Genomic DNA, 11,474 nt, shown 5'->3' on the forward strand with positions numbered 1-11,474 from the left:
CCGCTTCCCCTTCGAGCCCTTGCACCAGCCGACATCAACGACGGAAAACACTCAGCCCCTCCGCCCCCTGGGAATCGGAACCGATCACTACGCGCCGCCGAGGCCGAGCTTGCCCAGCATGGCGTTGATGAGGTCCAGCTCAGCCACCGCCTTATCGCGGTCGCGCACCGCCTGGTCCCGTTCGGCGCGCACCTCGTCCAGCTCGGTCAGCAGGTCCGACTTCTCCCCCCGTTCCTTGTTGAGCGCCTTCTCCGCGTCGGCGGCGCGCTGCTCGGCGGTGGTGATGCGCCGGTCCAGGGCGCGCAGCGCGGCCAACGCTCCGCCCGGGGCCGCAGCCGGCTCGGGCTCGGCGACGGGCTTCGGCTGCTGCGGCTCCGCTCTCTCGAGGTCGCACGCTTCGGGGATGCGGGTGACGGTGAGTCCCCCGTCGCTCCAACTGTCCGCGATCCACCAGATGGGCGGCTTGGCCTTGGGCCGCTGGCAGTGTGTGTGCTCGGTCCGGTTCAGGTACTGACGAACCTCCTGCACGTGGATGGCGTCCCAGCCCTCACCGATCTCCTGCACGATGCGGATGAGCGCACCCGCCCACAGCACCCCGGGAACGCCCGCGTTCGTTCCGGGCTTGTCGCCCTGCTTGCGGGCCTCCTCCCGCAGGAGGGACCACAGGGCTTCCGCGTCCCCCGCGATGTTCCGCGCGGGCCCGGTGCGGTCGATGCGGGCGGTGTCGGCGATCTTCGGCATGTGGTCACTTTCGCTCTGGCTGGGTTGGGCGTGGGCAGGGGCGAGGTAGGCGACGACCTCGGCTTCGCGGTCGCGCAGCATCTCGGCGATCGGCTGGGCGTCGAGGTCGCCGGGCACGCACAAGATGCCGCCGGACACGTAGGGGCGGAGCCCTTGCATGCGGGCTGCGGCGATGAGGTCTTCGACCTTCCACCAGGTGTCACGGGGCATGGAGTCGGTTCCCTCGGTGGCGGCGAGCATGGGACTGGGCGGGGGACGCAAGCTGTGGAGTTGCGTGCGGAAGTTCTTCAGGGACCGGCCGGCCCCGTTCTTCGGCAGGAACTTCACCAGCCCCGAATTGAGGTTGGTGACCTTCCACTTTTGGCCGTGGGACTCCACGAGGAGATCCTGCTCCTTGGCTTCTTCGTCGAGCAGGTCTTTCACGTCGGTGGCGCGGCTCATGCTGTCCTCCCCGCAGTGAGCTCGGGCGGCACGATGGCTTCGTCCCACGCGTAGCCGCATCGGAAGCATTCGCGGTGCAGCCGCTCGTTCGGCCTGAAGCCCTCGATGAGGTGTTCGCCGGGGTGGGTGTGGCGGCATTCGCCGTGGTGGAGGTACATGGTGCTGGCTTTCTCGTACCCGCACTTCAGGCATGTCGGCTCGTCGCCGGAGAACGGCGGGAGGCCGGCGGGGCTGCTCATGCGGGCCTCTTCCATATCGGGACGCCGAGGTGTTCAGCGAACGCGGCGGTTCCGGCGGCGCCGCGCGACTCCTTGTGCAGGTGGGCGAGGACTCCGTGCGGGCCGCCGCGTCCGATGGCCAGGCCAAGCATGAGGCCGTTGCGGTACGGGCCGGCCGCGCGCTTCAACTTCGGGATGTGCCACGGCGCCGGCCGGGTTTCCACGGTGATTCCGGGGGTGGTGGTCGCCCATTCGTAGGCGTACCGGTCGCCTCCGTCAGGTTCGTCCTCCTCGACGTTGTAGCCGACGATGAGGTGGAACGGGCCGACCCGCTTGAGGACGTCGTCAAGGTCCGCGCGGACCCGGTCGCGGCTGGCGCCGCGCCAGCCGGTGTAGACCAGGACGAACGGCCGCGCCCCGGACCAGTTGTCGACCTCGGCGGAGAAGTTCGCCAAGATGTGCGCGGCCAGGTCGGTGCTGACGGCGTAGTTGGCGAGGATCCCCTGGAGGATGTCGCTCAGCTGCTCCATCTGGTCGGTGGTGAGGATTGACCTGTCGCTCATCAGCTGCCGCCCCCGCCGCCTCGGCCGCCGAACCCGCCGCTGACGATCACTCGGCCAGCACGGGACGTGATCTTGACGTTGCTCGGCCGGATCGAGGTGGCGCCGTGGATCCGCCCGCCGGACGAGCTGCCGCCGTACACGTAGGTGTAGCCGTGGTGCGATCCCCCCTCGCAATAGCGGTCCTCGAACTGCTGGTAGGAACCGTCCTCGGCGAGGCTGTAGATGTCCACGCAGTCGGCGGTCACCTCCTCCTCGGCCGTGACGGCGCAGTCGTAGGCGTCCAAGCAGTCGGCGCTGACCACCTCGCCCTCGATGGCGCAGCCCGCGATGACCATCGCCGACAAGGCGGTGAGCGCGCCCAGGGTGACCGCGTTGGAGCGCTTACGCATCGGCCCGCCCAGCGCGCGGCGCGGGCACGGTGACGTTGTTGGTGATCATCAGGGTGACGGGCTTGATCTCGGGCGTCTCCCAGACGGGTCCGCCCTGCTCGTCCCGAACCATCTCCCCCGCCTCGTCACGCGCCAGGCGAGTGTGAGAACGGAAGAAGTCGCGGGAGCCGAGCCCGGTCGGCTGGACCACGACGCGGGTCACACGGTCTCCCTTGGAAGTGGCCTGGTGGCGCGGGTTGGCGGGGTCGAAGCGGACCCATCTGCACTTGTCGGGGTCGCGTACGACGTCGTAGATGTCGACGACGACCGCCTCGACCATTTCGCAGCTGCGGCCGGACATGCGCGGGTAGAAGATCAGCGTGCCGAGCGTGTAGGGGTTGCCTCGCCAGTCGGTGAGAGTGCGCGGTTCAGTCGAGGGGGACATCAGCGGTTCCTTCCAAGGGTGTTCCAGACGGCGGCTTTGGCGTCTTGTACGGCCTGCGCGTAGACCTCCCAGTCGGCCGAGCGCCGCCGGTAGGTCAGGGTGACGCGCCCCTTGATCTCCCGGGGGACCCGTCTCCAGTGGGGGCGGCACATGAGGTGGTCGATCGGGATCATCTCCTTGCAGTCAGGGGTGAGGGCGCAACGGTGGTAGATCGGGTGGGGCCGCATCAGCCCTCGGCTTTCGCGGCGGCGTGGCGCGCGATCCGGTCGACGACGGCCTGGGCGAGGTCGGGCACCCACTGCTCGTCCTTGAGTTCGTCCAAGCTGTCCAGGCCGTAGTCGCCGAAATCGAAGCCGCGAACGGCCTCGACGACCGCGGCCTTGACGTCTGCGTCACCCATGGGCATCTCCTTGTTGATGCAGGCCGCGCGCTTCGAAGCTGCGGCTTTGCGGATACGGACCGGGCCGCCGCCCTCGGCACAGCGGGCGTCCGCGCGGTGTCCGGCGACGCACACGGTGCCGTCGAGGTGCTCCCATTCGGAGCGCTCGGCGAGCGCCTGGGCGAGGCGAAACATCGCGGCCCTGCCGTACCGAGGCCGCGGGTTGATCTTCATCAGCAAGTCGAGCGCGACCCGCAGCGCCAGGCGGTCGACGAGCACGAGATCGGACGGGCTACTCACTGGCGTAGGCGTACGTCGCGCGACGCGCCTCGTAGTCGACGTACAGCCGCAGGCCGAAGTACAGGCCCTGCCGTACGGGCATCCACTCGGCGGTCACGACCCCCTTGGAAAGGTCCTGGGTCTTCAGGACCTCCATCAGGGCCGACAGGTACATCGGGTACAGGTGGCCTTCCTCGTCGAACCACGTGACGTACGTGGACGCGCCGGTCCGGATGGACTTGCCGAGGGTGAGCGTCGCCGTGAACCGTTCGGCCGGCCGCTCGTGGATCGGCACCTCCGGGTGGAGGAAGCGCTCCGCCCGGGGATCACGGATCAGGTTGCCGAAGTTGTCGTAGGGGATCAGCTGCTCAGTCATGCGGGTTGTTCTCCGATTCGTCGTCTGGGAGCTTCTGCAGGAGCTGGCGGGCGAGCGCCGCACCCCTGCTGTAGGTGTCCGGCCCTGACCGGGCCGTGGTCTGTGGGGCTTGTCCGGCGTTGGTGCAGCGCCAGCCCCGGCCGCGTAACGCCGTTACGAACTCCAAGGCGAAGTCGACGGGCGTGGCCCGCTCCGCCGGGTCCTGGTGGTCACGTTCGTAGACGCGATGCGCGAGCGCCCTGATGGCGTTCTCGGTGTCCTGGTTCAGTCCCCCGGTCACGACGCGTCCCGCGTGCCGCTCGGCTTCTTTTTCCGCAGCTCGCGGCGTTCCTCAGCGGTCTGCCCGCCGCCCACGCCGTACTGGTGAGGGCCGAACTCAAGGTTCCACTCCAGGCACTTCGCCATGACGGGGCAGGTCAAGCAGACCTTCTTCGCCCGCTTCTCTCGGGCCTCCCGCTGGCGGGTGCCCTCGGGAGGCTCGTCGTCGGACGGGCCGTAGAACAGGTGGAGGTCCATCCCCCTGCACGCGGCGTCCTTGTGCCAGCGGACCGGAGCCATGGCCCTCTGCCGCACCAGCGCCTTCCTCACACGAGCCGGTTTCGGCTGAGGCGGCTCCGGCTCCGGCTCCGGCGTGGGTTCCGGCGGCGTCACTCCCGCCTGCTTCCTGACGCAGGCGAGACAGATCCGGGTCTTGCAGCTCTTGCTGCACGAACGGCACCTCATCTGCGCCGCCGTCCCCGCTGCAGCAGCCCGAGAGCGCGGGCCGCCGCGGCGTGCCGCTCGACCGTACGCACGGACACGCCCAGCTCCATGGCGGCCGCCTCGTTCGACAGGCCGGAGGCCAGGACCTCCGCGCACCGCCGCACCTTGTCCATGCTGGAGGCGCCCACCGGCAGCCACTCAGGGCTTTTCCGCTTGGCCGGCGGCAAGAGTACGTATCCGGCGTCGTTGAGGGCCTGCAGGATGGCGAGAGCACTGGGCCGCCTCTCCGCGAGCACTTCGTCAATGACGTCCGTCGCGGCCTCGAACAGCGTGCCTTCGAGAATGGCGCTCATGGCTGGGTGCTCCCGTTTCGCATGGGCAGGTCAAGGGGGAAAATCGGGTCTTGGTGGCCGACGACCTGGCCTTCGACGATGACCGGGACGCCGAGGTCGCCCAGCTCGTCGACGTCGTCGGCCGCCGGTTCGTAGTGGGTGGCCTCGTCGACGATGACGAGGTTCGCGGTCACGCCGCGGCGCTTCGTCATCGGGCCATCTCCGGCCAGTCCTTCACCTTGGCCAGCACCGCGCGCTGCGCCTTGGGCAGGTCAACGACCGGGTGCCCGAGCCAGTCGCAGCCCATCGCGCGGATCCACCAGGCGTCGCATTCGTCTTCGGTGGGGAAGACCAGGCCGGCCCGGGACAGCGCCGCAGTGGCCATCTGGCTCTTGCTCGCGCCGCCCTTGCCGGTGGCGTACTCCTTGACGTGCTGCACGTTCACCAGGGCGACCGGCACGCCCGCGCGCCAGCAGTTCAACCGGACCTTGCCGCCGCACTCGGCGAGCCGGTGAACCGGGTTGCCCCGGATGCCCGCGGCGTAGTCCTCGATGACAGCGAGGGTCGGTTCGTAGGCGGCGATGAGCTCGGTCGAGCGCCGGTCAACGAGGTCGAGGCGCCTCATGTCGTCGTCGAAGGTCCGCGCCCTGCCGGTGACCTTCTTCGCCTTGATTACCGTGGTGGTGCCGTCTGGCAGGGCAACTCCGGACTGCTCAGCGGCCAGGTCCCAGCCCATCACGCGGGGCAGTGTCACTGCTTGTCCTCCTTGAGAGGGTCGAGTTTGTGCAGGTCGTGGTCGGTCCAGTAGTCGGACCACAGGGCGAGGTCGGCGGCGACCTCCTCGGCGGGCTGCTGGGCCCGCTGGTCGCGCCGGGCCTGCTGGCGGCGGAGCGCGTCCCGGTGGAACATCCCGCCGAGGAGGAACGCCCCGACGGTGATCAGCACGCTGAGCGCACCGATCACCGCCAGGACGTCGTGGATCACGTCGATCACGCAGCGTTGCCCGCCTGCTCGGCGAGCTGCGCGCGGAGCTTGGCGTTCTCGGCCACGCACCTCGTCAGGTCGGCTTCGACGCTTACGGCGCGACGGTTCAGCTCCGCGTTGTCGGCGTGGAGCCGGTCGACCAGGTCCGCAGCGGCGGTGTAGTGCCCCCACGCCGTGTCCAGTTCGAGGGCTTTCCTCCGGCGGCCGAGTTCAGCACCGCCCATGACGCCGAGCGAGATCCCCACGGACAGGGACAGCGCCGCGAGAACGAGCGCCCACATGTCGGCGAGCAGCGCGAACGCCATGAGGGAAGCGGTTCCGATTCCCAAGGCCCACGCCTTCTGCTGCTGCGTCAGCTCTGCGGGGAGCTTCGTGGGGAGGTTCACGGCTTGCCTGCCGTGACGTTCAGGTCGGTGCCCTGCGGGACGGGGACGACGGTGACCTGCCCCTTCTGGATGGCCTGCCAGAGCACGGCGCCCTGCGGGCCGAGGACCCTGGCCAGGTCCTTGATCGATTCGATCTCGGTGCGGACCTTGGCGTTGCGCTGGGTCTGGGCCGCGTTCTCCGTCTTGGCGATCTGCTCGGCGGCGAGCGCGTTCACCAGGGCGGCCGGCGGCTCGGGCTTCTGGATGGTGAGGACGATGTTGCCGCACCCGCTGGCCGGCGTGGCCGGGGCGGCGCTACCTGCGGCGGGCGCCGCGGCGGGGACGTAGGCGGGGCTGCAGAAGAACTGCCCCTGCGCGGTCTCCTTGATGAACTGAGCGGCCAGCTCCCCCGCCCGCTTCTCCCACGCCTGCTTCACCTTCGGGTCGTTGAACAGCCCCCGCCACTCGAATTCCTGTGAGGCGGCGTCCAGCGCCCTGTCCAGCGGCACCCGCATGTAGGTGTTCAGCATCTTGCCCCAGCCCACCAGGCTCTCCTCGGACTGGGTGCCGTAGAAGAAGGCTGAGAACTTGCTGCCGATCCGCTCGTGGAACTCCTGCAGCGTCTTGCATTCGGTGTTGAGCGTGAACGTCACCAGGCCGCTCACGGTCATCTCGACGTTGTCCCGCGACACGACCTTCAGCGGCTTGGACTCTCCGGCCTCGGCGCCGGAGAAGTCGTAGCTCCGCTGCCCGTACGGGTAGGTCCACGAGTTGTCGCTGACGCTGACGCTTTCCCGCTTCGCGGGGGCGATGCACTTCTCGAACTTCGTCGCGCCGCCCATCGCGCCGTAGTAGACGATCGCCGTCTCGTCGTACTCGGTGTTGACGGAGGCGCACGCCGTGGTGGCCAGGGCCAGCAGGGCGAGGGTAGAAACGGTCTTGAGCTTCATCGGACGGCCTTTCGGGAGGGGTGGGAGGTGCGGATCTTTTCCGCGATGAGCTGGGCGGAAGGGTCGAGGTCGGAGTTGGCGAGGGCCAGGGCGTGGACCTCGGCCACGAGCTCCTCGTAGCGGCGGAGCGTCCGGCGGTCGGCGCGGGCGCCCTTGGTGCGGGTGTCGATCCACTTCGTGAGCACGATGCAGAGCACCACCAGGGCGATGGCGGCGAGGAGGATCAGGGGCTTCGTCACTGCTCCCCCGCCGCGGCGTCCTGGGTGGTGCATTCGTGGGCCCACGTGACCTTGTTCATCTGCGGTAGGGAGGTCCCGGCGTCGACCTGCAGCAGCGGCTCCTCGCACCGGCCGCAGGTCAGCCAGTGGTAGCCGTCGTCACGGTTGACGTAGAAGGTGGGCAGCCGTTCGTCCAGGGCGTCGAGCAGGCCGGCCGCGTCGGCGTAGTTCGTGATGATGCTCATCCCGGCGTTCGGGCCGTGGTCGCGGTCGGCGCGGATCGCGTCCCGAATCCCTTCGCCCATCATCAGGTGCGCCTCGCCCGAGTTCCGGGCGGCCTGAGCGAGGGCGTCCAGCTCACCGAGGAGGGCCTGCCGGTCCTGCGCTGCCTGGCTGGGTGGAAGGCCGAGGTTGGTGTAGGCGGTCGCCGTCTCCCCCGCGTGCCAGCGGATGGCGTCCAGCTGGCTCTGCGGCATGGTCAGGGCGGTCACTATTCGCTCCTGTCGGTGGTGCGGGCGTGGAGGATGTCCCTGCCTCCATCGGTGTGTGCGGCCAGCTCGTAGGCGGCCACGTAGGCGGGGTACTGGGCGGCGAGTCTGCTGCGGTCCGTGTCGTCTGCTTCGGCGATGGCCTGCAGCAGGTGAAGGTGGAACCGGCTGGAGATCCGGCCGCCGTTCCAGAAGGCGAGCACGTCGGTGGCGATCTGAGGGGTGATGTGTCCGTACGTCATCAGGGGTCTCCTGCTGTCGTCGTGGCGTGGACGAGGGGTCAGGTGGTGGCGTTCTCGCGGGCCGCCTCTGCGGCGTCGAGGGCGCGAAGCGCGCCCACGATGTTCGCGCGCCAGGCGTCGTTCGCGGCGCGGAGGACGTCGGAGATGCTCAGGGCTTCGAGAAGGGAAGCCCGGTCGGTCAGCAGCGCGGGAAGTCGGCGATTGCCGATCGACAGGGTGGTCTCGGTGTCGGTCAGCGAACGGCCGATCCGCTCGGGGGTCACGTCGTCGTACTCAACCGTGATGCTCTTCACTGGGGACTCCTCTTAGTGGCGGTGGAGAGACCCCGCCGCGTGCCGCGGCGGGGCCGGTGAGCTCGATCAGAACGGCGGTTCGTTCCGGCGGCGCCATGCCTCGCGGTCGCGGGCGACATCGCCGATGGTTCGGAGGTGGAGGCGGCGGGCGATCACACAGCCGGTGCATTTGCACTGGGCCTGCTCGTCCCGGTGGCCCTGCTCGTCGTAGGCGTAGGTGGGGTGGCCTTGCAGAAGCTCGTTGAAGATCTGCTTGGCGTGCTCCCACCTGTCACGCTCTTCGCGGATGTTCTCCGAGAGCAGTGCTTCGCGGCAGTCGCACGCGGTGCGGTGCTCGACGCAGGACGAATAGCGGGGGTCGAGGGTGTCCACGGGCAGTGGATCGGCGAGCACGATCATGGCGGTCCGCTGGAAGCGGACGACGTACTGCTCACCGGACATCGAGTTGTGGATCACTGGGCACCGCCCGGGACGATCTCCCCGTCGTTGAGCTTCTTCAGGAACTTGTCCAGGTCAGCGTTGCCAGCCTGGTTCAGGCCCACATTCATCGCCGCTTCCAGCGTGGGCGTCAGATCCTGCTTGTTGCCGCCCAGGTCGGTCCAGACGATCACGATCCGCTGCTTCAGGTCCTCGCGGCGGGCGGCGGCCTGCTGCATGAGCAGCTGGACCGCCTTGTCGGCCTGGGTGGCGTTCAGCTCCTTGGTGGAGGTGACGGTCAGGCCCAGGTGCTCGGCGATCCACGCAAAGCGGGCCGCGTCGTTCTTCGCCTTCATGCCCGTACCCGTGTGATGGGTGATCCCAGCCTCACCGAACCAGATGCCCATGTCGGTGTGCTGAGCCTTCCGGCTGGGCTCCTCGTCCGCCGCCCCGGCCGGCGGCGCGGCCACCGGCTCCTCGGCGGGCGGCTCGGTGGGCTCCTCGGGCTGACCGGTCTCCGCAGCGGCAGGCAGGTGCTCACCCCGGTTGAGCGCGTTCTCCGCCGCCGAGACCTGCGCGGCCGTCAGGTCGGCGGCCGACTGGAACGTGTAGTCCGGGAACACGTCGTGCAGGTAGCCGAGCTTGTCCGTGACGCCCTTGGCGGTCATCAGCTCGGCGAGCTTGCGAAGCTGCGTGTTGGAGGCCATCACGGTGACGTTGGCGTCGTTGATGGTTTCAGCGGCTTCGCGGATCGACTGGCCCGGCTTGACCTCTACCTGGCGTGCGTCAGTGATGACGACTGAGCCGTCCTCGTTCACGGTGGCGCCCAGCTCCTCGGGCGTGTAGCCGAGCCCGCACAGGGCCTCCTTGCAGGCCATGCGCGCGACCTCGGTCTGCGTGCGGGCCACGAGCATGCCCTCCGGGTACTTCCCGTAGTTCTCGTTCTGCTTGATCAGTCCGGCGGTCTGGGCGCGGGCGATGTTCCACTCGGAGCGGAACTCAAATTCGGGGTCGTCGCTGCGGTGGATCGTCGAGACGGCCTTGGCGAGGACGCCGTTCTCGTCACGCTCGATCCAGGTCCGCATCTTGTGTCCGGCCTTGCGCACCAGAGCGCTGACCAGGCCCGCCGACGAGGACGGCTTGCCCTTGATGATGTGGACCTCGGTGATCGCCGTCATCGGGTCGATCCCGACCGACCGGCCGAACTCCACCGCCCACAGCACGTTCGCGGGCTGCTTGATGTACTGGGCGGGCAGGAGGCTTGAGAAGGCCAGCTGCTGGGAGTACTCGATCCGCTGGGCGAGCTCGGCGTTGCGGATCCCAGGCAGGTTGTCAGTGGTCATGCTGCGGCTCCTAGCAGTTCAGGGATGGCGGGCAGGTTCTTCTCGACGACGAGGTAAGGGGTGCCTTCGCCCTTGGCCTGGCGGCGCGCGACTGGCTCTTCGTCCCAATAGGCATGGGACGCGTTCCCCATCGCGGCCAGCAGCTTCGCGCGGGCCTTCTGTGCGGCTTCCTTGGCCGACTTCTCTTCGGCCAGGGCGGGCAGTACCTCGGCGGCGAGGTCGTCCGGAAGGGCGAACTTCTCGCCGGAATTGATCAGCGGGTGCAGCTTGCGCACCGTCCGGTAGGTGGCATCGTGCCCGTCGATCGTCGGCATCTCGTCCCACGCGATGGACCGGAGGAACTCCTCGGCCGCGTCACGCAGATACAGGGTGTCGTCGATGTCGGGGCGGATGATGTACTCGGAGAACTCCAGGTGGGAGCCGAGTACGGCGACCCACCACTCGTCCAGGCCGAGCACGTCCATGTACCACCTGACCTGCGTCAGGTAGTACAGCGGGATCTCGTCGGTGCCCGGCTTGCCCCAGTCGCGACCGTCGACATCGGTTTTGATCTCCAGCCCGGCGACCACCTGGCCGTCACGCACGAGCAGCCGGTCAGGGTTGGCGAGTTGCCAGTCCCGTTCGGGGTCGACGTGAGTCCAGGTGCCCGCCTCGACCACCTCGACGTCGGGGTGCTGATAAGCGAACCAGTTGGCGACCCCCGGCTCCAGGAAGTGGCCGCGCGACTGCTGGCTGTTCGGCGGGTCAGGCTCGACCAGCCCCGTCTTCTCGCACCACAGGGCGTATCGCGACTGCCACTTCGACAGGCGGACGATCGCGGCGACGTCGGACCCGCCGATGCGGTGCGCGCGGGCCGCGTACCACTCCGGCGTGTTGGACGGCCACTGACCGAGGAACCGGCCGGTCGGCGTGACCAGGGTGGTCACCAGGCGCCCCTGTCGTTCTGCTCGACCCAGCGGTATTCGTCGTTGTCGGCCCAGGTGAGCGCCTGCTCGGCGGCGTTGCCCTGCTCGCGGTAGCGCGGCCAGAGCGTCGCCGCGGGGGCGTAGGGGTGGTTGTGGTCGTCGGGCTTGATGGCCCTCAGGTAGTCGGTGAGCTCGTCGTCTCCGGGGATGGCGAAGGTGAATGATCTCACTGGGTGACCTCCTGTCTGGTCTGGAGCTGTCGGCGGGCCTCGACGACGAGGCGGTCGGCTTCGGCCGCGTCGCCGTCGAGAAGTTCGGTGAGGATGCCGTGCCAGACGGGCCCGGCGGGGCAGCGCTGGTGTTCGGCTACGCGCAGCGCAGCCACGCCGATCACGTACTCTTCGCTGCTCAGGACGTGGGAATCG

25 protein-coding genes are annotated in these 11,474 nt (G+C 68.8%); all 25 read right to left on the minus strand.

Annotated elements, in window-relative coordinates:
- Nucleotides 1-87 precede the first annotated feature (87 nt).
- Nucleotides 88-1,182 (minus strand): hypothetical protein, encoded by a 1,095-nt coding sequence (locus tag ACTOQ1_RS01495; RefSeq protein WP_440063829.1) that lies wholly within the window; start codon nucleotides 1,180-1,182, stop codon nucleotides 88-90.
- Complete coding sequence (locus ACTOQ1_RS01500) at nucleotides 1,179-1,421, minus strand: hypothetical protein (RefSeq protein ID WP_440063831.1); 243 nt, start codon at nucleotides 1,419-1,421, stop codon at nucleotides 1,179-1,181. The genes ACTOQ1_RS01495 and ACTOQ1_RS01500 overlap by 4 nt, the downstream gene beginning before the upstream one ends.
- On the minus strand, nucleotides 1,418-1,963 hold the full coding sequence (locus ACTOQ1_RS01505; protein ID WP_440063832.1) for a hypothetical protein: 546 nt from the start codon (nucleotides 1,961-1,963) through the stop codon (nucleotides 1,418-1,420). Before ACTOQ1_RS01505 ends, ACTOQ1_RS01500 begins: the two co-directional genes overlap by 4 nt.
- Nucleotides 1,963-2,352 carry a hypothetical protein gene (locus ACTOQ1_RS01510; protein WP_440063833.1) on the minus strand — a complete coding sequence of 130 codons (390 nt, stop codon included), beginning with the start codon at nucleotides 2,350-2,352 and terminating at the stop codon, nucleotides 1,963-1,965. Before ACTOQ1_RS01510 ends, ACTOQ1_RS01505 begins: the two co-directional genes overlap by 1 nt.
- Nucleotides 2,345-2,776, minus strand: a complete 432-nt coding sequence (locus ACTOQ1_RS01515; protein ID WP_440063835.1) for a hypothetical protein — start codon at nucleotides 2,774-2,776, stop codon at nucleotides 2,345-2,347. Before ACTOQ1_RS01515 ends, ACTOQ1_RS01510 begins: the two co-directional genes overlap by 8 nt.
- Nucleotides 2,776-2,949: a hypothetical protein gene (locus ACTOQ1_RS01520; protein WP_440063836.1), complete on the minus strand. Its 174-nt coding sequence runs from the start codon at nucleotides 2,947-2,949 to the stop codon at nucleotides 2,776-2,778. Before ACTOQ1_RS01520 ends, ACTOQ1_RS01515 begins: the two co-directional genes overlap by 1 nt.
- A 53-nt stretch (nucleotides 2,950-3,002) precedes the next feature.
- Nucleotides 3,003-3,455 (minus strand): hypothetical protein, encoded by a 453-nt coding sequence (locus ACTOQ1_RS01525; protein ID WP_440063838.1) that lies wholly within the window; start codon nucleotides 3,453-3,455, stop codon nucleotides 3,003-3,005.
- Nucleotides 3,448-3,810, minus strand: coding sequence for a hypothetical protein (locus ACTOQ1_RS01530; protein WP_440063840.1), 363 nt, complete (start codon nucleotides 3,808-3,810; stop codon nucleotides 3,448-3,450). The genes ACTOQ1_RS01525 and ACTOQ1_RS01530 overlap by 8 nt, the downstream gene beginning before the upstream one ends.
- A complete protein-coding gene (locus ACTOQ1_RS01535) occupies nucleotides 3,803-4,090 on the minus strand; it encodes a hypothetical protein (protein WP_440063842.1) in 288 nt (95 codons plus the stop codon). The genes ACTOQ1_RS01530 and ACTOQ1_RS01535 overlap by 8 nt, the downstream gene beginning before the upstream one ends.
- Nucleotides 4,087-4,383, minus strand: coding sequence for a WhiB family transcriptional regulator (locus tag ACTOQ1_RS01540; RefSeq protein WP_440063843.1), 297 nt, complete (start codon nucleotides 4,381-4,383; stop codon nucleotides 4,087-4,089). Before ACTOQ1_RS01540 ends, ACTOQ1_RS01535 begins: the two co-directional genes overlap by 4 nt.
- Before the next feature lie 146 nt (nucleotides 4,384-4,529).
- Nucleotides 4,530-4,865, minus strand: coding sequence for an ECF-type sigma factor (locus tag ACTOQ1_RS01545; protein ID WP_440063845.1), 336 nt, complete (start codon nucleotides 4,863-4,865; stop codon nucleotides 4,530-4,532).
- Nucleotides 4,862-5,056: a hypothetical protein gene (locus ACTOQ1_RS01550; RefSeq protein ID WP_440063847.1), complete on the minus strand. Its 195-nt coding sequence runs from the start codon at nucleotides 5,054-5,056 to the stop codon at nucleotides 4,862-4,864. The genes ACTOQ1_RS01545 and ACTOQ1_RS01550 overlap by 4 nt, the downstream gene beginning before the upstream one ends.
- On the minus strand, nucleotides 5,053-5,598 hold the full coding sequence (locus ACTOQ1_RS01555) for a crossover junction endodeoxyribonuclease RuvC (RefSeq protein ID WP_440063848.1): 546 nt from the start codon (nucleotides 5,596-5,598) through the stop codon (nucleotides 5,053-5,055). Before ACTOQ1_RS01555 ends, ACTOQ1_RS01550 begins: the two co-directional genes overlap by 4 nt.
- Nucleotides 5,595-5,837, minus strand: a complete 243-nt coding sequence (locus ACTOQ1_RS01560) for a hypothetical protein (RefSeq protein ID WP_440063849.1) — start codon at nucleotides 5,835-5,837, stop codon at nucleotides 5,595-5,597. The genes ACTOQ1_RS01555 and ACTOQ1_RS01560 overlap by 4 nt, the downstream gene beginning before the upstream one ends.
- Nucleotides 5,834-6,214, minus strand: a complete 381-nt coding sequence (locus tag ACTOQ1_RS01565; RefSeq protein ID WP_440063850.1) for a hypothetical protein — start codon at nucleotides 6,212-6,214, stop codon at nucleotides 5,834-5,836. Before ACTOQ1_RS01565 ends, ACTOQ1_RS01560 begins: the two co-directional genes overlap by 4 nt.
- Nucleotides 6,211-7,143 carry an SPFH domain-containing protein gene (locus tag ACTOQ1_RS01570; RefSeq protein ID WP_440063852.1) on the minus strand — a complete coding sequence of 311 codons (933 nt, stop codon included), beginning with the start codon at nucleotides 7,141-7,143 and terminating at the stop codon, nucleotides 6,211-6,213. Before ACTOQ1_RS01570 ends, ACTOQ1_RS01565 begins: the two co-directional genes overlap by 4 nt.
- A complete protein-coding gene (locus ACTOQ1_RS01575) occupies nucleotides 7,140-7,382 on the minus strand; it encodes a hypothetical protein (protein ID WP_440063853.1) in 243 nt (80 codons plus the stop codon). Before ACTOQ1_RS01575 ends, ACTOQ1_RS01570 begins: the two co-directional genes overlap by 4 nt.
- On the minus strand, nucleotides 7,379-7,852 hold the full coding sequence (locus ACTOQ1_RS01580; protein ID WP_440063854.1) for a hypothetical protein: 474 nt from the start codon (nucleotides 7,850-7,852) through the stop codon (nucleotides 7,379-7,381). Before ACTOQ1_RS01580 ends, ACTOQ1_RS01575 begins: the two co-directional genes overlap by 4 nt.
- The gene (locus ACTOQ1_RS01585) at nucleotides 7,852-8,091 is read right to left on the minus strand and encodes a hypothetical protein (protein WP_440063856.1); all 240 of its coding nucleotides are present in this window, start codon (nucleotides 8,089-8,091) and stop codon (nucleotides 7,852-7,854) included. Before ACTOQ1_RS01585 ends, ACTOQ1_RS01580 begins: the two co-directional genes overlap by 1 nt.
- 38 nt (nucleotides 8,092-8,129) lie before the next feature.
- Complete coding sequence (locus ACTOQ1_RS01590; RefSeq protein WP_440063858.1) at nucleotides 8,130-8,384, minus strand: hypothetical protein; 255 nt, start codon at nucleotides 8,382-8,384, stop codon at nucleotides 8,130-8,132.
- 66 nt (nucleotides 8,385-8,450) lie between these two features.
- Complete coding sequence (locus ACTOQ1_RS01595; RefSeq protein WP_440063859.1) at nucleotides 8,451-8,825, minus strand: hypothetical protein; 375 nt, start codon at nucleotides 8,823-8,825, stop codon at nucleotides 8,451-8,453.
- A gap of 11 nt (nucleotides 8,826-8,836) precedes the next feature.
- Nucleotides 8,837-10,144 carry a hypothetical protein gene (locus tag ACTOQ1_RS01600; protein WP_440063862.1) on the minus strand — a complete coding sequence of 436 codons (1,308 nt, stop codon included), beginning with the start codon at nucleotides 10,142-10,144 and terminating at the stop codon, nucleotides 8,837-8,839.
- Nucleotides 10,141-11,070, minus strand: a complete 930-nt coding sequence (locus ACTOQ1_RS01605) for a YqaJ viral recombinase family protein (RefSeq protein WP_440063863.1) — start codon at nucleotides 11,068-11,070, stop codon at nucleotides 10,141-10,143. Before ACTOQ1_RS01605 ends, ACTOQ1_RS01600 begins: the two co-directional genes overlap by 4 nt.
- Nucleotides 11,067-11,279, minus strand: coding sequence for a hypothetical protein (locus ACTOQ1_RS01610; protein ID WP_440063865.1), 213 nt, complete (start codon nucleotides 11,277-11,279; stop codon nucleotides 11,067-11,069). The genes ACTOQ1_RS01605 and ACTOQ1_RS01610 overlap by 4 nt, the downstream gene beginning before the upstream one ends.
- Nucleotides 11,276-11,443 carry a hypothetical protein gene (locus ACTOQ1_RS01615; protein WP_440063866.1) on the minus strand — a complete coding sequence of 56 codons (168 nt, stop codon included), beginning with the start codon at nucleotides 11,441-11,443 and terminating at the stop codon, nucleotides 11,276-11,278. Before ACTOQ1_RS01615 ends, ACTOQ1_RS01610 begins: the two co-directional genes overlap by 4 nt.
- Nucleotides 11,444-11,474: the final 31 nt, after the last annotated feature.

The sequence above is a fragment of the Streptosporangium sp. OZ121 genome (assembly GCF_051918885.1).
GTDB lineage: Bacteria > Actinomycetota > Actinomycetes > Streptosporangiales > Streptosporangiaceae > Streptosporangium.